The organism is Aequorivita todarodis (assembly GCF_028561335.1).
Lineage (GTDB): Bacteria > Bacteroidota > Bacteroidia > Flavobacteriales > Flavobacteriaceae > Aequorivita > Aequorivita todarodis.
This window is the reverse complement of the sequence record NZ_JAQQTG010000046.1, coordinates 41,359-64,408: the sequence shown is the minus strand read 5'-3', so window position 1 is coordinate 64,408 and position 23,050 is coordinate 41,359. Positions and strand designations below refer to the sequence as shown.

Here is a 23,050-nt window from a genome sequence, read left to right as displayed (position 1 = left end):
CCGGATGGGACGGCACCTATAACGGCAGCCCGCTGCCATCGAGCGACTACTGGTTCCGCGTGGAGTACACCGAGGACGGCAGCGCAAAGGAATTCAAAGGACATTTTACCCTAAAACGATAAATAGAAATTATGAACATCAAACAAATTCCCCTAATCCTACTTTTGATATCATCGCTTTACGGATTTTCTCAAGACGGCATACCAATATATTCAGAATATCTAGCTGATAATTTATATTTATTGCACCCGTCGATGGCAGGTGCCGCAACGCACAATCAGTTGCGTTTAACTGCACGTCAGCAATGGTTTGACCAGGATGAAGCGCCAAACTTACAGACACTCAGCTTTAATGCACGACTGGGAGAGCAATCTGGTGTGGGCGCTATTTTTTATAATGATAAAAATGGCTATCATTCGCAAACAGGAGGGTATGTTACCTATGCCCACCATCTTATGTTTTCAAGAAGTGAAGCTGACCTTAACCAATTATCATTTGGTCTGAGCGCTGGATTGACGCAGCAAAGGCTTGACGAAACCAAATTTCCTCTGGATGATTACGATCCGGTAATTGCCGGAATTGTTCAAAGTACTTCCTATTTTAATGTGGACGCAGGTTTATCCTATAACTTCTTGAATTTTTCGGGACATTTCACTGTAAAGAATATCATTTTTCAGAATAGATCTATTTATACGGAAAAGTATGAATCCAACAATCAGCGGAAATATTTGCTGTCTGCTGGATATGCCATTGGCAAATACGGAGCATATTGGAGCTATGAGCCTTCTTTCCTTTTTCAATGGAGCGAGGGAACTGGTGAACAGGCAATTGATGTAAATTTTAAAGCCTATAGAGAAATGGACTTCGGTCAATTGTGGGGCGGATTGTCCTACAGAAGAGGTTTTGATGGCGCCGATTATCTGAACGGTAGTGAAGTAAAGGGTCAAAAACCCCAATATTTTTCTCCAATCCTGGGTATTAATTTCAAGAACTTTATGTTTGCTTACACATATACCTATCAAACAGGAAATGTTAGATTTGATGGCGGTTCCTACCACCAAATTACTCTGGGCTATGACTTTTTGGGTGGAAGACCAGAGCCGTATGACTGTAACTGTCCTGCGATCAACTAATTTTTTGTTTTTGAAAAAGAAAAAATGCCTTACGCTTTTAAAAGTATAAGGCATTTTTTATGATTAAAAAGTACTATTCCCAAGTATAGTTTTTCTTTTCCGCTTGCTTTTTTATGGCTTGAACCATCGCGTTTTCTAAACCGTTGCTGGTTTCTTTCGTATTTTCTGCAATGTACTTTCGGCGTTGTTCATTGAGCTGCATGATTTCTTTTTGGATTGCTTCTCTTTCGGAACGTTTTGCTTCAAGATATTTTTTTATTTCGGAAGTCGTCTTTCCTTTCAGTTCTTGTGGCAATTCGTCTTTTTTCAACCTGTCATAACTGAAATCTGCTTCTTTTTCGGCATCTACCAAATCCCAAGTGCTGTTGGTGTATAGATGGCTTCCTTTGGAAACCGTTCTGCTAACGGCATTCGCTTTGCTGTATTCCGCCGCATTTTCATCCTGCTCTTGCTGTATGCGTCTTTTGTGGCTTCCGGCACTTCCGTAGGGAACATACGTTTTGTTCAATTTTGCATTCAATTGAATGATAATGTCATCATACGGTGAAGGCACATAAACAGTTTGTTGGTTTTGGTTTATGGCCATATAGTCGCCATAGGTACGTTGGGCGCCATCTTTCCAATAACTGTCAATTCCGTGGCGGTAGTCGCCACAGAAAATGGTATTTACTACTACCCCGTTTTCCTTGGCATTTGCAGCGGCATCTTTATAGTTGGTTCCACCTTGGTCAAAGGGTTCGTTGCCCGCAATAAAAACCATTTTCAAATCGTCGTCTTCATTGCCCCAATCCAGTTTGTCCAAGGATTCCTGGATTACCGCACCGCAGTATTCGCTTCCGCCGTTTGTGGTAAGTGAAAAAAGTTCTTTGGAAACATCGTCCAAATCTTCCGTGAAGCTCAAAATCTTCCGGATGTAATTGTCGCGTGAACTCAAATTGTCATTTCCGTATTCATATAAAGCTATTTGAAGTTTTGGGCGGTCGTTGCGGCATTTGGCATAGCTCAGCTCGTTTACGATTTCCCAGAGTTGCGCCTTGGCTTGGTCTATCAAGCCGTCCATACTGTTGCTGGTGTCCAGCAAAAGAGCCACTTTTATATAGTGGTCTTTTTTTGGGGAAGGGGCTTCTAAAGTTGCCAATAATTGCTTGTCGGTTTTCTTAGTGTCCGCTTTGCAGGAAATCGTCAGCGTAAAAGCTGCCAACATTAAGATGATCTGTAACTTTTTCATAATTGTGATTTTTAAATGATTTTCAACGGTATAAACCTAAGGCGAACTTTTTTCGAAAAAAACCTACTATTAGGAAACTGTTTCTGTGAATTAGTGAAAAGCATGTTTGGATGAGGGAAGTATTCTTTTTTGGCATTCGTGAAAGCTATTTCAGAAAAATGTAATTTTAACCATTGTGCCAAAGTGCGTATGTTTACCGTTTTAAAGACAAAATGAAAAAACTGGTCTATCTTTTCTTGGCTCTTGCCATTTTTTCTTCTGCCGAAGGCTTTTCGCAGGGAAAGCGGTCTTTGGAGAATAGATCCTTTATGCTGAAGGGGGAAGTGGTTGATGGCGAAACAAACATGCCCATCGCAAAAGTGAACGTTGAGATTTTAGGGGGGCAATACACAACCACAAATGGGCAGGGCAGGTTTGTGATCTCGGCAAAAATAGGAGACGAACTTGTTATAAAAAGCGATGATTTCGTAACGGTGTATCATACAATTAAAAAGGATGACTTTATAACCGTACGGGTCGAAAAAGCCAAAACTGCGGCTGCGCCCCTTGTTTCCAAAAGTTCCAAAACTAATGAGCAGGCAGGTTTCAATGTTTATCTGGACTCGGCAAAATTCTTTCTGAAAAAGGACGCGCAAAAAAGTATTGAATACGTTACTAAAGCACTGGAGCCGAAGCGCGGCAAAAGCATTTCAAGGAAAGAGAACAGCCTTGCTTTTGAAACCTTGGGCGACATCAACCTTTTTTGGAACCAACCAGATTTGGCCGTAGATAATTATAAGCAGAGTATCCAAAACAATGCCAGTACGGATGTTTCAATCAAGTTGGCGAAGGCCTTTGCGCAGAACAAAAACTATCAGGAAAGTATTTCAACCTTTCAAAAATTGTTGAAGGACAATCTTTCGGCATACCAAAAAGTGGAAGTTTACGAAGGATTGGGCGATACCTATAAAGCAATCGGCGATGGCGTGAAAAGTGTTTTCAACTATCAAAAAGCATTGGATGCGGCCAAGGAGAATAAAATTACGCCAAAAATCACGAACTTAAATTCCAAAATTGGCGAGGCCTATGCCCAGAGCGGTGCTTTGAACGAAGCCGAAGAGTATTTTGACAATTCACTGAAACTTGCAAAAAAAGAAAACAAACAACGCGCAGTTTCGGAAAAGAACAAAGTGGCGGATTTTTACAACCAAAACCGCGAATACGAAAAGGAAATCCAACTTCGCGAGGAAACTTTGGAAGAACTGAACACTATGGGAAAGGCCTCTGCCCTTGAAGACGAAGCCCTAACGCCACAACGCCAAAACTATAAAATAGCGAATGCTTTTGTGGCCCAGGAAAAATATAAGCAGGCCATTCCGTACCTCGAAAGAAGTATTGCGGAGGCCGACAAAAAGGAAGATTTGATTGTCCAAAAGGACGCTGTCCGCAAACTTTCCGAGATCTATCGGGACATCGGCGAGTTTGACAAGGCAACCGAAAGCTACCAGCGTTATGTAGAGGTCGTTGACGAGCTTTACGTAAAAAAGGAACAGGAAATAAGCCAAGCAGCGCGTTTCAGCAAAGAAATTACACAAAAACAAAACCGGATTGCCAGCCTTGAAAATGACCGGAAACTGAATGAAAGCCGCTATAAGCTAGCCTTTGAAAACCAGGAATTGACTGAAACGAACAACCGGATCCAAAAATGGGTTATCATTTCATTGGCCGTTATTGTGCTGCTGCTTGTTTTTGCGGCTTACACACAGTACAAAAACGTGAAACAGCAAAAGTTCGCAAACAATATTTTGGCGCTGAAATCGCTCCGGTCGCAGATGAACCCACATTTTATTTTTAACGCTTTGAACTCTGTGAACAGCTTTATTGCCGTAAATGATGAACGTACCGCAAACAAATATTTGACCGATTTTTCACTGTTGATGCGTTCGGTTTTGGAAAACAGCGAAGAGGATTTCATCCCGCTGGAAAAAGAAATAGAATTGTTGGAGCTTTATGTGAAGTTGGAACATTTCAGATTTAAGGATAAATTCGATTATAAAATAACGGTTGACGAAAACATAAAGCTAAATGAATTTGCAATCCCGCCGATGTTGCTTCAACCTTATGTTGAAAATGCCGTTTGGCACGGACTTCGGTACAAAGAGGAGAAAGGTTTGCTGGAAATTAATTTCGAGCGAATAGATTCCGAGACTATAAAAATTTCAATTATTGATGATGGTATTGGTCGCTCAAAATCCAAGGAATTCAAAACCGAAAACCAAAAGAAGCAAAAATCGAAAGGAATGGGAAACACCCAAAAGCGGATCGCCATTCTCAACCAAATGTACAAAGACAAAGTAGATGTGAAAGTGGACAATGTTTTTGACCCCAGCAGCCATGGGGGCAACGAAGGGACCAAAGTGGAACTTATTTTAAAGAAAGACTGATGAAACTAAACGCAATAATTGTTGAGGACGAAGAAACAAGCCGCGAAATCCTGCGAAATTATTTGGGAAAATACTGCCCAAATATCGTCTTGAAAGGCGAGGCCGCCAATGTTGATGAAGCTCTAATTTTAATACGAAATAACGATTTGGATTTGGTCTTTCTCGATGTGGAAATGCCTTACGGAAATGCTTTTGACTTGCTCGATCAAGTAGGCGACCGCCAATTTGAAACTGTTTTTGTTACCGCCTACAATCATTATGCAATCGATGCACTGAATGCCCATGCTTCCTATTATTTGTTGAAACCGATATCCATTGATAAGTTAATTGAGGCTGTGGATTATGTTTCGGAAATAAAGACAAAAGAAAATAGGCTTCAGAATTCAATTTTAAAGCCGTTGCAAACGCAGGTTGTAGGAAAGATGACAATTCCTTTGCAAAATGGCTTTGAAGTCCTGCAATTAGAGGACATATTGTATTGCCAAGCCGATGATAATTACACGCAGATTTTTTTGAAGAAAGGAAAGCGTTTGGTAAGCAAGACCCTAAAATATTTTGAGGATTCGCTTTCGGAAAATGGTTTTGCAAGAGTCCATAAATCTTATTTGGTGAATGTGAACGAGATCACTGAATACAAAAAAGGAAAGGGCGGAAGCGTAGTGCTTTCCAGCGGAAAGGAAATTATGGTGAGCCCTTCGCGTAAGAAGGAGTTGTTGGCCTATTTTGGATAGGCCCTTTGCCCCCCTGACCCCCTAAAGGGGGAATAATGGAATGTTACCTTGAAAAAAAATTAACTACTGAATACCCCAAGACCCGCCGAGGCGGAAACCAGCGTTCTCCCCTTTAGGGGTAGGGGCACAGACTAAAAGATTTTACAATGATAATTAAACCCGTTAACGGAAAACACCCACAGATTCCAGATGACTGTTTTATTGCTGAAAACGCTACGATTGTTGGTGATGTAGTGATGGGCAACGCATGCAGCGTTTGGTTCAATGCGGTCATTCGCGGTGATGTGCATTTCATCAAAATGGGGAATAAAGTGAACGTGCAGGATGGAGCCGTAATTCACGCAACCTATAAAACTTCGCCCACTACAATAGGCAATAATGTTTCTATTGGGCACAATGCCATCGTCCATGGTTGCACGATCCACGATAATGTTTTGATCGGGATGGGAAGCATCGTTATGGATGACTGTGTGGTGGAAAGTAACCCAATAATTGCGGCGGGCGCAGTAGTTTCAAAAAATACGAGGGTAGAAAGCGGAAGCATTTATGCAGGCATTCCCGCCAAAAAAATTAAGGAAATAAGTCCCGAATTGACCACAGGCGAAATTGAACGGATCGCGAATAATTACGTGATGTATGCTTCGTGGTTTAAATAGGTGGTAGCCTTTAAACGGTAGATGGTTGCGTTATTAGAAATCACTTTTCTCCACCGAAATTATTTCAGAATAATCTTTTAAAAGAAATTTCAGCGTATCAGTGTCAGCATTCGTGAAAAACCGAAGCCTGGGTTTGGTATTCTCTATACGAAGCAAATTCAGGCTTTGCAAAACGGTTTTTGTCTGTCTGGCAACCGCTTCCCCGGAATCGATAATTTTCACATTTTTGGGAAGTATTTTTTTTAACTGCGGAATGATGTACGGATAGTGGCTGCAGCCTAAAACCACGTAATCAACATTTGCGTCAATCATCGGTTTGGTGTGTTTTTTCAATAGCGAAATCATTTCGGGGCTGTCTAGTTTTCCTGCTTCTATGAGCGGCACAAGGCCTTCGCCAATAATTTCAACCACGCTTATGTCTTTTGTGAATTCTCTTGCCGTTCTGCTGAAAAGTGCACTGCTTAGCGTGCCTTTGGTGGCCAAGATCCCGATGCTTTTTGAAGTGGTTTGCAGTGCTGCCGGTTTAATGGCCGGTTCAATGCCTATAATGGGAATGTCGTAATTTTCTCGAAGGGTTGAGATGGCGTTCGTGGTTGCCGTATTGCAGGCCACAACAATTATTTTGCAATCCAGCCCCAGCAATTTTTCAACATTTTTGATACTGAGTTCGGTGATTTCTTCGGAAGACTTATTTCCGTAGGGCGCATTTTTGCTATCGGCGAGATAGATGCTATTTTCCAACGGAAGCAATTTGTGGATTTCCTGCCAAATGGAGGAGCCGCCAACGCCCGAATCAAAAACACCTATGGGACTATTTTTATCCATAGCGTAAAAATAGCCAATTACTTCAAAATTTGGGCATAAAAAAACTGCCCGTTAGTAGCGGACAGTTTTTTAAAATTTTATCAGTCTTAAAAAGAATTACATTCCCAATTCTTTTTTAACATCGGCCATAAGGTCTTTTCCATCGGCAAGGATTACGCCACTCCCCACGGTTGAATCCAGTACATACTGATAGCCTTGGGCTTTGGCCACCTTTTGGATGGTAGATTGGGCCTTTTCAAGGATTGGCTTGAAAATGTCCGTTCTTTTCTTGTCAAGATCCTGAAGGGCCTGCTGACGGTATGCCTGAATGTTGTCTTGCATGCCTTGAACTTCTTGGAATCTTTTTTGGTTTTCCTCGTCGGTCTTGGTAGTGGCTTCAGCATCATACTGCTTCATTTTGGTCTCAAGTTCCTTGGCCATTGCCTTGATTTCGGTGTCGTACGTTTTTTGCACTTTCTCCAATTGGCTCTGCGCTGCTTTGTATTCTGGCATAGCTTCAATTAACTCTTGTGCATTGATATGTGCAATTTTTGATTGGGCATTCACAAAACTTGTAGCTCCCACGAAAAGTGCAATTGCAACTAATAACGTTTTCATTTTTTTCATTGTAAGTGTATTTAATTTTAAGTGTTATTTTGTTTTAAAAAAGTAATTGATTATTAAGTTATTAAGTTATTTTTTTGACTACTGACTACTGACTACTGACTACTGACTACTGACTACTGACTACTGACTACTGACTACTGACTACTGACCATTTTCACCACCCTCGCCTTCATCTCCACCGCTTGGGGGATTGTTTTTGTTTTGGCGGGCATTCATAATGGAATCTCTCCTTCGCTCTCTTTCCTCAATCAAGCGTTGTCTGCGTTCTTCAAACTCTGCTTTCTTAACGGCGCGAATAGAGTCGCGTTCTTTTTGGCGTTGGGCCATCATTTCTTCGCGCTCGGTTTTTTTGGCTTCAACTATTTTTTCGCGTTCTTCTTGCTTTTCTTGAATTGCCTTTTCTCTTTCGGTAACTGCCCCTTCTTCTTCAAGTGAAAGTTTTTCACGTTGCTCTATTTCACGTTTTTCTTTTTTGTCTGCGGCTTGCACCCTTCTGCCGGCGCGCTCAATGCTGCGTAGCACCAAATCGCTGATATCGTTTCTTTTAGCTGCAAAAAGCATTACAACATCTGCAGATTTATCAAAGATGAAATCATACTTTTTGTTTTCCGCAATTTCCTGAACAATATTGAAAACCTGGTCTTGTATGGGCTGAACCAATTGTCTGCGCTGTATCATCAAATCGCCATTGGGGCCAAAACGGTCCTGCTGATATTTAAGCATTTCGTCTTCCTTGATTTTTATTTCCTCTTCACGCTCATCGATCAATTCTTTTGTCAATAGGACCCGTTCATTTGCCAGGTTCAATTTCATTTGATCAATTTCCTTTTGTTTTTTCTCAATGTCCTGTTTCCAGCGTTGCACCTTCCCTTCTAACTGAATGGAAGCCTCTTTGTATTCGGGAACACTTTCTAGGATATATTCCATATCAATATATCCTATTCTAACGCCTCTTTGTGCTTCTGCCATGAAGGTGAAGCAAAAAAGGGCAAGGGTGAAAAAGAGTATTTTTTTTGTCTTCATATTATTTGGTTGTTGTTTAAGAAAATATCGTGCCAGTTTTAAAATTGTTGTCCAATGATAAAGTGGGTTTGCCATCCGTTTGGTTCTGTTCCGCCCAAAATAGGGTCAAATCCATATCCAAAATCAATTCCGAGCAATCCAAATGCGGGCATAAATATACGCAATCCTGCGCCAGCGGAACGTTTTAGTTCAAAAGGATTGTAGTCCTTGAATCCATCAAAGGATGCTCCACCCTCCGCAAAACCAAGTACATAGATGGATGCCATCTGTGCAAGGGTAACAGGATATCTTACCTCTAACGAAAATTTGTCATAAATCGTATTTCCGTCAACATCAGATAAGGATTGGTTGGGGTAACCTCTTAATTGAATTACCTCGCGGCCGTCCAAACTATAAGCCCCTAGGCCATCGCCACCCACAAAAAATCGTTCGAATGGTGGAACGCCGCGGTCTTTGTTGTAGGCTCCCAAAAATCCGAGTTCGGTATTGGTACGAAGCACTAATTTTTCGTAAAGACGGGTGTACCAAGTGCCCTTGAATTTGATTTTATAATACTCTAGCCATTTAAAACGCTCTTGGTCAATTTCAGAAATCCGTTTGCTGGCATCTACATAATTTGGATTATCCCTTGGAACACCTTCAAGTTGATCCCTTTCCTGGGATAGCGCCTTGTAATCTACATTGTTAAATGACGAATAGGGCAAGGTCAATTTGGCCGTAATACTAAAATCGGAACCTTGGGTAGGGTAAATGGGGTTGGTGGCGGTATTGTTTCGGCTGATGCCGATGGTATATGCCAAGTTGTTTGAATAACCATCGCCAAAGGTAAATAGACCTGTGTTATAATTATTCAAATTATAGTGTTGGAAGCTGATGGCGTTGGACCAAACAAAATAATCATCAGGCCATTTCACTTTTTTGGCAAGACCTACGGAACCGCCTGTTATGGTAAAACTTCGAGATTTGTCCGCCCGCCTGTTATTGTAGTCATAAAAATTCTGGATGGTATGCGAAAAAGACGTGGATAACTGCACGGGCTTTTTACCTCCCAACCAAGGTTCGGTAAGGGACAGACTATAGGTTTGATAGTAACTACTTGCTTGCGCTCTAAGGGATAGCTTTTGCCCATCGCCCATTGGCAAAGGCTTATATGCTTTCAGGTTGAAGAGATTGCGAAGCGAAAAGTTGTTGAACGAAAGGCCCAATGTTCCCACAAAGCCGCCACCGCCATAACCTCCCTGAAGCTCTATCTGGCTGGAACCTTTTTCGACTACGGAATATTCCAAGTCAACAAGGCCGTTGTTTTCATCTACTTTTTTAAAGTTCGGCGTAAGTTGCTCTGGATCAAAGAAACCCAACTGGCCTAATTCACGGATGGTTCGAATAACATCGCGTTTGCTGTATTTCTGATCGGGACGTGTTCTTAATTCTCTATAAATAACGTGGTCGTTGGTGCGGTCGTTTCCTACTACCGTAACGTGGTCAAAGTAGAACAGGCTGCGCTCCATGATCCTGATTTCAAAATCTATGGTGTCGTTGCGAATGGCTACTTCCACAGGGTTTATACGGGCGGCAAGGTAACCGTTGTTTTGGTATAGATTGGTCATGTCTTCTGCGTCTGGAGCCGAATCGTCCTGAATACGCTCCTGCAGCAAGACACCATTATAGACCTCGCCTTTTTTTATTCCCAAAATCTGGCGCAATTGGTTATCTGTAAAAACGCTGTTTCCGATAAATTTAATATCGCCAAAGTAATATTTGTCGCCTTCTTCAAGTTTTATGTCCAAGGCTATGTTTTTCTTGTCGAGCACCCTAAGTGTATCGCTGATTATTCTGGCATCGCGGTATCCGTTTGCTTTGTATTTTTTAAGAATTGATTCTTTGTCTTCCTCAAAGCCTTCTTCGGTGTATTTTGAACGTTTCCAAATACGGACAAAGTTTTTGCGTTTTGTCTTTTTCATGGAACGTCGCAATTTACCATCGGTAAAATGCTCATTTCCTTCAAAGTTGATCTTTTTTACCTTAACACGTTTTCCCCGGTCAACAGAGATAATCATGTCTTTTGAAATTTCCGTGCCTGTTGAATCTGTGACGGCAGGAGTGCTGATGGTTACAGCGGTATTGTAAAAACCTTCTTTTTTGTATTTGTTTGTAATATAATTTTTAGTGGTATTAATAAGGTTTTTCGTTATTTTGGTTCCAGCTTTAAGGTCGTTGTCTTTAATAATTTCCTTTTGCTTGGCCTTGCGCATGCCCTTGCCTTTTATTACTACCTCGTGTAGTTTTGGCAATTCTACAATGTGAAGTTCCAAATCTACATTATCGCCATCAATGTTGGTAACATAAAAAGCAATATCGCTAAAGAGGCCCTGTTCCCAAAGCTTTTTGGTTACTTGGCTGAGTTTTTCACCGGGAATGTAAAGGCGGTCACCTTTTTTAAGGCCCGTAAAAGCAATTACGGTCAGTTCGTTAAAGCTTTGCGCTCCAGAAACGGTGATGTTGTTTATGGTGTATTTTTTACCGCTGTCAAGTTCTTTTTGCTGCGCCTGTAGTGTAAAAACGGAAAGTATTGTAAATACTAAAATACAATAAGATTTTCTGTATGTATGCAATAGGGAACTATTGATTAAGTTGTTCACTGGTTTTTCCAAATCTTCTTTCTCTGTTTTGATAATTTAAAATTGCTTCAAAAAGATGGTTTTTAGTATAATCCGGCCAAAGCGTTTCAGTAAAATACAGTTCGGCATATGCAATTTGCCAAAGCAGAAAATTGCTGATACGCTGTTCTCCACTGGTGCGGATCAATAAATCTACATCTGGTAAATTTTGCGTGTAAAGATGATTATTTATTACCGTTTCATCAATATCATGCGGCGAAATTAGGTTATTTTTAACTTTAAGACTAATCTCTTTTATTGTTTTTGTAATTTCTTCCCTGGAACCGTAACTGAGCGCGAGGGTAAGGGTCATCCGCTTGTTATCCTTTGTTTTATCCATCACATCCAGCAATTCCCTGTGTGCCTTTTTGGGCAAGGCGTCCAGATTGCCGATGGCGTTTAGTTTTATGTCGTTGTCGGAAAGGGTTTTTATCTCTTTTTTGAGGGAAGTGACCAAAAGCTTCATCAACAGCTCTACCTCCATTTTTGGGCGGTTCCAGTTTTCGGTTGAAAAGGCGTAAAGCGTTAAAAACGGGATCCCTATTTCTGCGCTTCCTTCTACAATTTCACGGACGGCTTTGGTGCCGTTTTCATGGCCAATGTAACGAAAAAGACCTTTCTGTTTTGCCCAACGCCCATTGCCGTCCATAATTATGGCAAGGTGCTGTGGCAATTTGTCTTTGTCTATTTGGTCCATCTTCAATTTAAAAGTTACAATAACAAGGTTTTCTTCCGAAGGCAAAAGTAACAGTTATTCCAGTAAATACGTACCAATCGTCGCTATTTGTATTCCCAAATTTAAGGTTTTCAGCATCTGCCAGTCCTTTTACGGGGTTGCTGCCGTCCAGATCATCCGTAAAGGTATAGCGGGCGCCAATTTCAAAACCTATCATGGCATTTTGGCTGATGGTTGCTTTGTAGCCTATGACCATGGGTATGGCAATGCTTGCGGCATTATCATACTCTGTTATTTTTCCGGTCCCTCTTTTATAGAGTGCGGTATAGGTAAAGCCTGTAAGACCCGTATATAAGTAAGGGGTAGAAATGGATTTCTGGGCATGGACATCAAAATCCCAAAAGGTGTATTCTATGCCAATTGATAATTCCTTTACGGTGTTTTCAAACGAATAGCCACGCTCTTTTCTTCTATTGTTGGAGCTTTTTGAGTCGTCGCCCTTTATTTTCGCGACCATAATCGAGCCTCTAAATGCATGCCGTGCGCTGCGGTTCCACTTAAAGATGCCTCCCACTGCAAAACTATTCGGGTTGATGTAGTTGGTGCTCCCAACATCGCCAATATAGTTGGCGCCGCCAATCATTCCGCCTACTTCGTAGGTTTGGGAATGCGCAAAAAACACAGTTGAGAGTATTAAAAATACCGTAGCGAAATACTTCATATACTTTAAAAGTTTGCAAATATAACAATAAACTTGGCTTGACATTATTGGAAGCCAATTTGTCTCTGTTGATTAACAAATTTTGGTTGAATTTATTGTTTGTCCCAAAGGTTTTAAACATTCAAGCACATATGGTAAAGCCGTCGGGATGATTTTCCCCCGCCGCGGCAGGTTAGGGGCATTAATTCCGCTTGTCCTCGCCCCACAAAAGTTTTTTGCGTAGGGTTTTAATGAAGCTGTCATCGTGAAGTTGCAATAATTTGATGGTAAATGGCGCTTTCTTGATAATAATGCTTGTTTCGTTTTCCAAAGTGGCAATGCGTGAATCCATGGAAAGCAAAAAGGAGTTTTCCCTGCCGGAAACCTTTAACGACACAACACTGGAATCGGGCAGTACCAAAGGCCTTGCGTTAAGGTTGTGGGGCGCAATAGGGGTGAGTAAAATATTGTTGGCCTCTGGATCTATCACCGGTCCGCCACAGCTTAGGGAATATCCAGTGGAGCCTGTGGGTGTTGCAACAATTAATCCGTCGGACCAATAGGAGGTAAGGTATTTTTCGTTGACAAGTGTTTCCACCTTTATCATGGAGGTTGTGTTCCGTCTGTTTACCGCAACTTCGTTTAAGGCGAAATTTAGGGGTTGGATTTCTTTGCTCTTCGGAAAAGTTTCTACGGTGAGCAGGCTTCTTTCCGAGATGGAATATTCGCCTTCCAGAATCTGGTTCAGGCTCTCGGTCATTCCTTCCTTTTGAATGGTCGCCAAAAAGCCAAGCCTTCCCGTGTTTATACCAACAATCGGAATGCCCAAATTCCTTACAAAAGTTACGGCTTTCAATATGGTTCCATCTCCGCCAATGCTGAAAAAAAGATCAAAACTGGAATCCAATTCAGTGAAAGTTGAAAAGCCGGAAAAGTTTTTTGTGATGTCCTGATTTTGGTTGATGATGCCCAGAAAATTAACTTCAATAAGCACTTCGGCCTCTTTCTTCTGAAGCGCATCCAGTAACATCTGAATATAGATTTCAGAATTTTCGTGATAAAACTGGCCGTAGATACCTATTTTCATTTAAACTAAACTATTTGTTGAAAGCTGATGTTTTTATTTCTTTTTTACTGAACACTAAATATTAAGGTATTTATCCAAATATTCAGACCGCTCCTTCAAATCTTCCAAAAACTTATCCTCTTCGTGATGGCTTATTACGTTGTAATTATATCTTCGGAAAGTTTGAACAATACTGTTTAGCGCGGTATGGCCCACTTTTAAGGTAACTTGCACAATGTCATTTTCAATTTTTGAAATAAACACGCCAAATATCCGTGTTCCGTTAGATTCCACAATTTGGCAAACTTCGCTGAAAGAATAATCCTGGATTCCCTTTTCAACCACAATAATTCCGCCCGTTTCGTTCAAAAAAGGCGTATTGTTGAAAAGACTCATAATATCGCCCAATTCGTAGTACCCCAAATATTCGTTCTCCATGCCCAACACTGGCATAATATTGCTGTTGTTTAAGGCAAAGGCTTCCAAAATATCCAGCCAGTTGGTATCCTCAAGAACGTGAAAGGGCTCCAGGGCATACTGAAAATCGCTGAGCATTTTGGTGTTGTCAAAGCAATACGCATCGTTTTCAGAAACACAACCTACAAAATGGCCGTCCTTTTCCACGGGAACATGCGAATAGGTAAGCTGGTTGAATACCGTCTGCACATCCTTTATTTTAGAAGAAATATCAAACGGTTCAATATCGTTGATAATATAATTTAGGGTTTCCATCGGAACTGATTTTTAATGCAAATTACTTAAAATAAAGGTTCGTTAGCTTTATGAAGGTTTGTATTTTTGTTAAAAAAAGCCCCATAGTCCCCGAAGGGGGAATCGGAGCACAAAAAAACTGATAACTTTTTTCATGACAAAACTAAGCGTAAACATAAATAAAATAGCCACGCTGCGCAACGCGCGCGGCGGCAATGTGCCCAATCTTTTAAAGGTTGCAGCAGACATTCAGCAATTTGGCGCACAGGGCATCACCATCCACCCAAGACCCGACGAACGCCACATTCGCTATCAGGATGCCTATGATCTGAAAGCCATTGTTACTACGGAATACAATATAGAGGGCAATCCGATGGACAATTTCACGAAAATGGTTTTGGAGATAAAACCTACTCAGGTTACGCTCGTTCCCGATGCCGTGGATGCCATCACTTCCAACGCGGGTTGGGACACGGTGAAACACAAAGATTATTTAAGGGAAATTATTTCTGAATTTAAACGAAACGGGATCCGCACCTCAATATTTGTGGATCCAACCCTGAAAATGGTTGAGGGTGCCGCCGAAACGGGAACCGATAGAATTGAACTCTACACCGAGGAATTTGCAAAGCAATACGCTTTGGGAAACAACGAAGCCATAAAACCTTATGCGGAATGTGCGGTTCTCGCAAATAAACTGAATTTGGGCATCAACGCAGGCCACGATCTTTCCTTGGAGAATATTGCGTTTTTCAAGGAAAACATCCCAAATCTTTTGGAGGTGAGCATTGGCCACGCCCTTATTAGTGAGGCACTTTATGATGGGCTGGAGAAGGTTATTTCAGAATATTTAAAAAAATTAAGCTAATGGTCTTACACTCCCAAATTTTAGGCTCCGGCAAACCTTTCGTAATCCTCCACGGCTTTCTCGGCATGGGCGATAACTGGAAAACCCTCGGCCTGCGCTGGGCCGATGACGGTTATGAAGTACATCTTTTGGACCAGCGCAACCACGGCCGCAGTTTTCAGAGCGAGACCTTTTCCTATAGAGCGATGTCCGAAGATTTAAAAAAGTATTGCGATGAGCACGGTTTAAAGGAAATAATCCTGCTCGGCCATTCCATGGGCGGCAAAGTTGCGATGCAATTCGCAGTAAACCATCCCGAAATGGTTTCGAAGTTAATAGTTGCCGATATTGCGCCAAAAGCCTATCCGCCGCACCATCAGGATATTTTGAAAGCGCTTTCGGCCTTGAATTTTTCAAAAATAAAGTCCCGTGGAGATGCCGAAGATGTGCTTTCAGAATATATAAAGGATGCTGGCACGCGACTCTTCCTTCTTAAAAATCTGTACCGAAAAGATAAAACCGAATTTGCACTTCGCATAAATCTGCCCGTACTTTCTGAAAAAATTGAAGAAGTGGGCGTTGCGCTGCCCGAAGATACTGTCTTTAATGGCGAAACACTTTTTATGGGCGGTGAGAAAAGTGGTTATATTGAACCGTCGGACGAGATTTTGATAAAAAAACATTTCCCAAAGGCAGAAATCAAAACCATTTCAAATGCAGGGCATTGGTTGCATGCCGAAAATCCCGAAGAATTTTATAAAGTGTGCCTTAAATTTCTGGAATAATACGAAATGATTTTTATTGGATATATTCGCTTCGATAGCTTTTAAAAATTAAAAAAAAGGGACTAAATTGTTGTAATTTTTTTATAATATTGTAAAACGATTTCTTATGCACGCATAAGAAATTTGCGAAACATAATTCCTAACTTTTTTAATCCTCAGAATTAACTCTAAAGAAATAATAATTATGAAGAAAGTATTAGTACTTGCCGTTTTTGCACTTGCGAGCGCGGTTACTTATGCGGGCGGTTACCGCGTAAGTTTGCAGGGCAATAAGGCCCTGGCGATGGGCCACACGGGCGTTGCTGTTATAAACAGTAGCGAACTTGTGTTTTTTAATCCAGCCGGATTGGTCTATTTAGAAGATAAATTTAACGTCACTGCGGGTATGCATGGAGTATTTTCAAACATCGCCTACCAGGACACTGAAACGGGGGCTCATGCCCAAACCGATAGCCCGATGGGCACGCCGTTCTATTTTTACGCATCCTATAAAGCCACAGATTGGTTGGCTTTTGGCCTTGGGGTTTATACACCTTACGGAAGTTCAGTAGAGTATGAAGATGATTGGGCAGGCTCGCATTTGGTAAATAATATTGATCTGAAAGCAATTTACTTCCAGCCAACGGTTTCTTTTAAAATTAACGATAAGTTGAGTTTCGGCGGCGGTCCTATCTACGTAACAGGATCCGTAAATTTCAACAGAAACCTGAACCGTACCCTTGCCGATCTTGATGGAAACCGCGCAAATGTTACCATTGATGCTTCTGGGGTTAGCAACTGGGGCTGGGTGGCCAGTGCAATGTTCAACCCAACCGAAAATCTTCACATAGGTGCTACATACCGTTCCGAAATTATTCTGGATGCCGAAGATGGTTCTGCCGAATTTGAAAATATCCCAAACTCTCCCTTAACGCCTTTTGAAAATACTTCCATTAAAGCTTCGTTGCCATTACCTGCGGAAATGACCGTTGGTATGTCTTACGATTTCTGTGAAAGTTGGACCGTCGCGTTTGATTTCAACCGAACTTTTTGGGATGTGTATAAATCGTTGGATATAGACTTTGCCAATGAAGCTATTCCAGATTCAAAAAACGCACGTAATTATAAAAACGCCTCCATCTATCGTTTCGGTATGCAATATGACGCTACTAAAATGTTTACCTTGAGAGCGGGTTATTATTTTGATGAGTCTCCCGTGCGTGAAGGTTATTTCGCTCCCGAAACGCCGCGTAACGATAGCAACAACTTTACGGCTGGCCTTACCGTAAATCTTGGCGAACACTTACAGATTGATGCTTCGTTCCTTTATTCACACTTTAAGGAAGTGGATGCGTCTTACAATTACTACTTTGAGAATGGTGTGGCTGTTCCTTTTAAGGGAACCTACAAAACCAATGCTTTCGTTCCAGGATTGGGGCTAACTTATAAACTCTAATTGAAAAAATCTAAAAGATGAAAAATATACTTAAATATACATTCGCGCTTTTGGCCATTGGCTTCGTAAGCTGCGAGCCCGAATTTGACAGTCCTGTAACCGATAGTGGATTTTACAGTAGCGGCACGGCAAACCTTTCCAAATACGTTTCGGTTGGAAATTCCCTGACCGCGGGTTATGCTGATGGCGCTCTTTACATCACAGGCCAAAAAAACAGCTACCCAAACATTATGGCGCAACAATTTGCCCTTGCAGGTGGCGGTGAATTCTACCAACCTTTGATGAGCGATAACATTGGTGGCTTGCTTTTAAATGGCAGCCAAATTACAGAAAACAGATTTGTACTGGCGGTAGATGCCAATGGAAACCCCGGTCCGGTTCGTTTGGATGGAAATCCAACTACCGATATAACCAATCATCTGTCCAGTACATATAACAATATGGGGGTGCCCGGTGCAAAAAGTTTCCATTTGGTAACGCCGGGGTATGGTAATATTGCTGGAGTTCCAGGTGCTGCTAACCCATATTTTGTTAGATTTGCAAGTAGCGAAAGTGCTTCTGTAATAGGTGATGCAGTGGCTCAAAACCCAACTTTTTTCAGTCTTTGGATCGGAAACAACGATATCTTGAGTTATGCAACCTCTGGCGGCTCTGGAGTTGACCAAACGGGAAATATGGACCCAGCATCTTATGGGCCAAATGACATTACGGATCCGAACGTATTCGCTTCAGTTTACAGCCAAATGGTAGATGCCTTGACCGCCAATGGGGCCAAAGGGGTATTGATTAATATTCCAGAAGTAACTTCCATTCCATTTTTCACAACAGTTCCCTTTGCGCCGCTAAGCCCATTAAATCCTGATTTTGGCCCGCAAATACCAGCCTTGAATGCACAATACGCTCTGTTGAACCAAGCTTTTGCATATTTAGGTGTGCCCGAACGATCTATTCAATTTTCACTCACAGGCCCAAGCGCAGTGGTTGTTCAGGATGAATCGCTTGCAGATATTTCAGCACAGCTTACCCAGGTTTTAATAGGAGGAGGTCTTGATGTGCCTACTGCCACCATTTTTGGCATGCAATACGGACAGGCAAGGCAGGCTACTTCTGCCGATTTGTTGGTGCTTACAAGTTCGTCCGTTATAGGGACTTTAAATACTGATAGACTTGCGCAATTAATGGCGATGGGCGTGCCCCAAGAACAGGCCGCCCAACTATCTGTGAATGGCGTAACCTATCCAATGCAGGACCAATGGGTGTTGATTCCAGCCGAACAGCAATCCATTTCCACAGCTGCTGCATCCTACAACGCAACTATCGAAGCACTTGCGGGTGCAAAAGGACTGGCATTTGTTGATGCAAAAACCGCTTTGGCAAGAGTGGCAAATGGTGGTGTAGCCTATGATGGCGGCGTGCTTACTTCACAATTCGTTACAGGCGGTGCGTTTTCTTTGGATGGGGTGCACCCTACGCCAAGAGGATATGCTTATACCGCAAACCTTATAATCAAAGCAATCAACGAAACCTATGATGCCACCATCCCGATGGTACATATTGGTAATTACGGAACCATAACGGTTACCAACAATTAATATTTGAAGATATATTTAGTAAGGGCCGCTCTCACTTGAGGGCGGTTTTTTTGTTATATTTACTCAAATCTTATCCATATATTTCGTAATACCTCCAACTATGAAACTAATAATCAAATTACTCCTCACGGCCATAGCAGTAGTGGTTTTGGCAAAAATACTCCCCGGCGTGGCCGTTGAAGGCTATGGTTCCGCAATTATCGTTGCTATTGTCATTGCCCTATTGCGATTGTTCGTAAAACCGATCTTGGTCATTTTAACTTTGCCAATTACTATTGTAACCTTTGGGCTGTTCTTGCTAATCATCAACGCCATTATTATTTTATTGGCAGATTATTTCATCGGCGGTTTTATGGTAACGACTATCTGGTGGGCACTACTTTTCAGCCTTTTGCTTTCGCTTTTCCAATCCGTGCTATTTTCGCTTTTACCGGAAGATAAATAATTGGTTGAACAACAGTTTGTAAATGTTTGTCGGGTTTTGCAAAAAGCCGTACTTTTGCATCCCGAAATTCAGAAGAGAAAAAATGAACATTACAAAAAAAGACATTGACAAGCTGAACGCTGTGCTTACGGTTGAGGTTTCAAAAGACGATTATTCCAGCAAAGTTGAAAAAGTGCTGAACAATTACAGAAAGACCGCCAATATTCCAGGTTTCAGAAAAGGTCATATCCCGATGGGAATGGTAAAAAAACAATACGGAAAGGCCGTTTTGGTTGAAGAAGTAAACAAGATTTTGCAAGAGGCACTCCACAAATTCCTTACCGAAGAAAAACTGGATGTGCTGGGCAACCCACTTCCGAAGAATGAAACAGAGATCAACTGGGATGCAGATGATTATTCCTTTGAGTTTGAATTGGGCCTTGCGCCAGAATTCGAAGTTGATGTAAAGGGCAAGGAAGTGGTCCACTACAAAATCATCGCCGATGATGAAATGCTGAACAACCAAGTAAAGACCATCCGCAAGCAATACGGCAAGCTGATTTCCAAAAACGAAGTGGAAAAGGGTGACGAGATAACGGGAACTTTTACTTCAACTGAAAAAGACATTGAAAAGAAAACCACGCTTTCCACAGATGCGATTGCGGGTAAAAAACAGCTTGCAAGCCTAATTGGCGCAAAAGTTGGCGATACGGTTACATTGAAAACAAAGGGAATGTTCGCCGATGACCACGACAACCAGAAATATTTGGGCGTTTCCCACGACGACGCGCACGGGTTGGATATTGAGGTTTCCTTCAAAATTGAAGAAGTGAACAAACGCGAAATGGCCGAATTGAACCAAGAATTGTTCGATAAATTGTTCGGGGAAGGTGTGGTTACTTCCGAAGCGGAATTGAAGGCCAAAATAAAGGAAGATGCCGAAGGACAATTTGCACAGCAAAGCGACCAAAAATTGTTGAACGATGTGATTGATTCATTGATTGAAAACACAAAATTCGACCTTCCGAAGGAATTTTTACAGCGCTGGATTGCAATGACCGGCGAAAAGAGACTGTCCGAAGAAGACGCAAAAGCCGAATACGAAAGGAGTGAAAAAGGCCTTCGTTACCAATTGATCGAGGGAAAACTTCGTGCGGAAAACAATCTGCAAGTAACTTTTGAGGAGTTGAAAGACCATTCAAAAAATATGATAAAAGCGCAGATGGCACAGTTTGGCCAAACCAATCCTACGGAAGAGGAGCTGGAGTCAATCGCCGCGCGTATTCTTTCAAACAAAGAAGAAGTAGAGCGTTTGGGCGAGCAATTGAACACCGCAAAATTGCTGAATTTCTTTAAGGAAAACGCAAAATTGAAGACCAAAGAGGTTACCTACGATCAATTCATTAAGGAAGCCTACGCATAATTCAGCGAAGAAATAGTTATCTTTAGGCGTTGAATTGTTTAATTTAACGCCTTTTTCATTCCCGCGCAGGCGGGAATCTTTTGAGGCTTTCTAAAATCATTTTCGTATCTCTAAAAAAACGGACAAACATTTATGAACTACAGTAACGAATTCAGAAACTTTGCTATAAAAGATCAAGGCATCAACAATATGTACTACGATAAAATAATAAGTAGTATGTACCCTACAAACTTGACCCCAAATATTATTGAAGAACGCCAGATGAACGCCGTGGCAATGGACGTTTTTTCCCGTTTGATGATGGACCGGATCATTTTCCTCGGCACCGGAATCAACGACCAAGTGGCAAACATCGTGCAGGCCCAATTATTGTTTTTGGCAAGTACCGATGCTTCACGAGACATTCAAATATACATCAACTCTCCCGGCGGCAGCGTGTATGCGGGCTTGGGAATTTATGATACCATGCAATTCATCAAACCGGACGTGGCAACCATTTGCACGGGAATGGCAGCCTCCATGGCAGCCGTACTTTTGTGTGCTGGCGAAAAAGGAAAACGCAGCGGGTTGACGCACTCGCGCGTGATGATCCACCAACCTCTGGGCGGTGCGCAAGGCCAGGCGAGCGATATTGAAATTACCGCCCGCGAAATAATTACCCTAAAGGAAGAACTTTATAAGATAATTGCAAAGCACTCTGGCCAAACCTATGAAAAGGTTTATGAGGATAGTGATCGCGATTACTGGATGAAAGCCGATAAGGCTTTGGAATACGGAATGATTGATGAAATTTTGACCCGAAATTAAAGAAAGGGGTTTTTGAAAAAAGATATTATGTCAAAAGAAGATTTAGAATGTTCCTTTTGCGGTCGTAAAAAGTCGGAAACCAACTTGCTCATTGCAGGATTGGACGCGCATATATGCGACCGTTGCATTGAACAGGCCCACGGAATTGTTGTTGAAGAGGCCTTGCATTCGGGAAATACGGAATTGTCCAAGGATTTAATGCTGAAAAAACCTAAGCTCATAAAAGCGTTTTTGGATGAATACGTGATTGGGCAGGAATTCACCAAAAAAGTAATGTCGGTCGCCGTTTACAATCACTACAAAAGATTGCTTCAGCCTAAAAGCGACGACGATATTGAAATACAGAAAAGCAACATCATCATCGTTGGACAAACCGGGACGGGAAAAACCTTGATCGCAAAAACCATTGCAAGAATGTTGAACGTTCCCTTGGCTATAGTTGACGCCACCGTTTTAACCGAGGCTGGATATGTGGGCGAGGACGTCGAAAGTATTTTAACGCGTCTGCTCCAAGCCGCAGATTACAATCTCGAAAAAGCCGAAAACGGAATTGTTTTTATTGACGAGATTGATAAAATAGCCCGTAAGAGCGACAATCCGTCAATTACCCGGGATGTAAGTGGCGAAGGCGTTCAGCAGGCGTTGCTAAAACTTTTGGAAGGAACTACGGTAAACGTGCCACCAAAGGGCGGAAGAAAGCATCCGGACCAAAAATTCATAGAAGTAAATACCGAAAACATACTTTTCATAGCTGGCGGTGCCTTTGATGGCATAGAGCGTCATATTTCAAAAAGATTGAATATGCAGGCTGTTGGTTTTTCAGCTTCCTTAAAGGAAAACCAAATGGAAAAGGACAATATGCTGCGCTACATCATTCCGAAGGATTTAAAGGATTTTGGCTTGATTCCCGAAATAATCGGCCGACTTCCAGTTTTGACTTACATGAATCCGTTGGACAAAGAAACCCTTCGTGCAATCCTTACCGAGCCTAAAAACGCCATCATTAAACAGTACAGAAAATTGTTTGAGATGGACGGGATTGAATTTGTGATTACGGAAGAGGCACTGGATTTCATCGTTGAACAAGCAATAGATTACAAACTGGGAGCCCGCGGACTTCGTTCCTTATGCGAAGCGGTGCTAACCGATGCAATGTATGAAATGCCCGGAACGGATGAAAAGACAATACACGTTACAAAAGAATATGCGGAAGAGAAACTCAACAAATCAACACTTAAAAAGTTGAAGGCGGTTTCATAAAAACTAAAATACCGCTAAAAACAAAAATCCCGATTTTATCGG

General features: G+C 41.8%; 22 protein-coding genes. 13 read left to right on the top strand and 9 right to left on the bottom strand.

Features of this window, described 5'->3' with window-relative positions; translation table 11 throughout:
- Together POV26_RS15395 and POV26_RS12665 are read left to right on the top strand one after the other, a co-directional pair.
- Positions 1–122 (top strand): T9SS type B sorting domain-containing protein (locus tag POV26_RS15395; protein WP_419180008.1); only part of this gene is annotated, 122 nt, incomplete at its 5' end.
- Between the two features lie 9 nt (positions 123–131).
- Entirely contained in the window at positions 132–1,133 is a 1,002-nt protein-coding gene (locus POV26_RS12665; protein WP_272856841.1) for a PorP/SprF family type IX secretion system membrane protein, read from the top strand.
- Between the two features lie 73 nt (positions 1,134–1,206).
- Here the strand turns inward: POV26_RS12665 and POV26_RS12660 are convergent, their stop codons facing one another.
- Positions 1,207–2,361, bottom strand: a complete 1,155-nt coding sequence (locus tag POV26_RS12660; RefSeq protein ID WP_272856840.1) for a vWA domain-containing protein — start codon at positions 2,359–2,361, stop codon at positions 1,207–1,209.
- Between the two features lie 212 nt (positions 2,362–2,573).
- Here POV26_RS12660 and POV26_RS12655 point away from each other — a divergent pair, with 212 nt between their 5' ends.
- The 3 genes from POV26_RS12655 to POV26_RS12645 all read left to right on the top strand — a co-directional run bounded on the left by POV26_RS12655 (position 2,574) and on the right by POV26_RS12645 (position 6,171).
- A complete protein-coding gene (locus POV26_RS12655; RefSeq protein WP_272856839.1) occupies positions 2,574–4,784 on the top strand; it encodes a histidine kinase in 2,211 nt (736 codons plus the stop codon).
- The gene (locus POV26_RS12650) at positions 4,784–5,515 is read left to right on the top strand and encodes a LytR/AlgR family response regulator transcription factor (protein WP_272856838.1); all 732 of its coding nucleotides are present in this window, start codon (positions 4,784–4,786) and stop codon (positions 5,513–5,515) included. The genes POV26_RS12655 and POV26_RS12650 overlap by 1 nt, the downstream gene beginning before the upstream one ends.
- A 146-nt stretch (positions 5,516–5,661) precedes the next feature.
- Complete coding sequence (locus POV26_RS12645) at positions 5,662–6,171, top strand: gamma carbonic anhydrase family protein (protein ID WP_272856837.1); 510 nt, start codon at positions 5,662–5,664, stop codon at positions 6,169–6,171.
- Positions 6,172–6,204: 33 nt separating this feature from the next.
- Here POV26_RS12645 and murI read toward each other — a convergent pair whose 3' ends face one another.
- The 8 genes from murI to POV26_RS12605 all read right to left on the bottom strand — a co-directional run bounded on the left by murI (position 6,205) and on the right by POV26_RS12605 (position 14,456).
- On the bottom strand, positions 6,205–6,996 hold the full coding sequence (gene murI, locus POV26_RS12640) for a glutamate racemase (protein WP_272856836.1): 792 nt from the start codon (positions 6,994–6,996) through the stop codon (positions 6,205–6,207).
- Between the two features lie 96 nt (positions 6,997–7,092).
- Entirely contained in the window at positions 7,093–7,602 is a 510-nt protein-coding gene (locus tag POV26_RS12635) for an OmpH/Skp family outer membrane protein (protein ID WP_272856835.1), read from the bottom strand.
- A gap of 141 nt (positions 7,603–7,743) precedes the next feature.
- The gene (locus POV26_RS12630) at positions 7,744–8,625 is read right to left on the bottom strand and encodes an OmpH/Skp family outer membrane protein (protein ID WP_272856834.1); all 882 of its coding nucleotides are present in this window, start codon (positions 8,623–8,625) and stop codon (positions 7,744–7,746) included.
- Positions 8,626–8,663: 38 nt separating this feature from the next.
- On the bottom strand, positions 8,664–11,264 hold the full coding sequence (locus tag POV26_RS12625) for a BamA/OMP85 family outer membrane protein (RefSeq protein WP_272856833.1): 2,601 nt from the start codon (positions 11,262–11,264) through the stop codon (positions 8,664–8,666).
- Positions 11,245–11,979, bottom strand: coding sequence for an isoprenyl transferase (locus POV26_RS12620; protein WP_272856843.1), 735 nt, complete (start codon positions 11,977–11,979; stop codon positions 11,245–11,247). The genes POV26_RS12625 and POV26_RS12620 overlap by 20 nt, the downstream gene beginning before the upstream one ends.
- A 7-nt stretch (positions 11,980–11,986) precedes the next feature.
- Positions 11,987–12,679, bottom strand: a complete 693-nt coding sequence (porG, locus tag POV26_RS12615; RefSeq protein WP_272856832.1) for a type IX secretion system protein PorG — start codon at positions 12,677–12,679, stop codon at positions 11,987–11,989.
- 181 nt (positions 12,680–12,860) lie between these two features.
- Positions 12,861–13,745, bottom strand: coding sequence for an NAD kinase (locus POV26_RS12610; protein WP_272856831.1), 885 nt, complete (start codon positions 13,743–13,745; stop codon positions 12,861–12,863).
- A gap of 54 nt (positions 13,746–13,799) precedes the next feature.
- Positions 13,800–14,456 carry a CBS domain-containing protein gene (locus POV26_RS12605; protein ID WP_272856830.1) on the bottom strand — a complete coding sequence of 219 codons (657 nt, stop codon included), beginning with the start codon at positions 14,454–14,456 and terminating at the stop codon, positions 13,800–13,802.
- Positions 14,457–14,589: 133 nt separating this feature from the next.
- Here POV26_RS12605 and POV26_RS12600 point away from each other — a divergent pair, with 133 nt between their 5' ends.
- The 8 genes from POV26_RS12600 (at position 14,590) to clpX (ending at position 23,008) form a co-directional block, all read left to right on the top strand.
- A complete protein-coding gene (locus POV26_RS12600) occupies positions 14,590–15,303 on the top strand; it encodes a pyridoxine 5'-phosphate synthase (protein WP_272856829.1) in 714 nt (237 codons plus the stop codon).
- Positions 15,303–16,067 (top strand): alpha/beta fold hydrolase, encoded by a 765-nt coding sequence (locus POV26_RS12595; RefSeq protein WP_272856828.1) that lies wholly within the window; start codon positions 15,303–15,305, stop codon positions 16,065–16,067. Before POV26_RS12600 ends, POV26_RS12595 begins: the two co-directional genes overlap by 1 nt.
- Before the next feature lie 184 nt (positions 16,068–16,251).
- Positions 16,252–17,502, top strand: a complete 1,251-nt coding sequence (locus tag POV26_RS12590) for an OmpP1/FadL family transporter (RefSeq protein WP_272856827.1) — start codon at positions 16,252–16,254, stop codon at positions 17,500–17,502.
- A 17-nt stretch (positions 17,503–17,519) separates the two neighbouring features.
- Positions 17,520–19,094 (top strand): SGNH/GDSL hydrolase family protein, encoded by a 1,575-nt coding sequence (locus POV26_RS12585; RefSeq protein ID WP_272856826.1) that lies wholly within the window; start codon positions 17,520–17,522, stop codon positions 19,092–19,094.
- A gap of 100 nt (positions 19,095–19,194) precedes the next feature.
- Positions 19,195–19,539, top strand: a complete 345-nt coding sequence (locus tag POV26_RS12580) for a phage holin family protein (protein WP_272856825.1) — start codon at positions 19,195–19,197, stop codon at positions 19,537–19,539.
- An 82-nt stretch (positions 19,540–19,621) separates the two neighbouring features.
- Positions 19,622–20,941 carry a trigger factor gene (tig, locus tag POV26_RS12575; RefSeq protein ID WP_272856824.1) on the top strand — a complete coding sequence of 440 codons (1,320 nt, stop codon included), beginning with the start codon at positions 19,622–19,624 and terminating at the stop codon, positions 20,939–20,941.
- Between the two features lie 132 nt (positions 20,942–21,073).
- A complete protein-coding gene (clpP, locus tag POV26_RS12570) occupies positions 21,074–21,748 on the top strand; it encodes an ATP-dependent Clp endopeptidase proteolytic subunit ClpP (protein WP_272856823.1) in 675 nt (224 codons plus the stop codon).
- Between the two features lie 27 nt (positions 21,749–21,775).
- Complete coding sequence (gene clpX / locus POV26_RS12565) at positions 21,776–23,008, top strand: ATP-dependent Clp protease ATP-binding subunit ClpX (RefSeq protein WP_272856822.1); 1,233 nt, start codon at positions 21,776–21,778, stop codon at positions 23,006–23,008.
- The last annotated feature ends 42 nt before the right edge of the window (positions 23,009–23,050 follow it).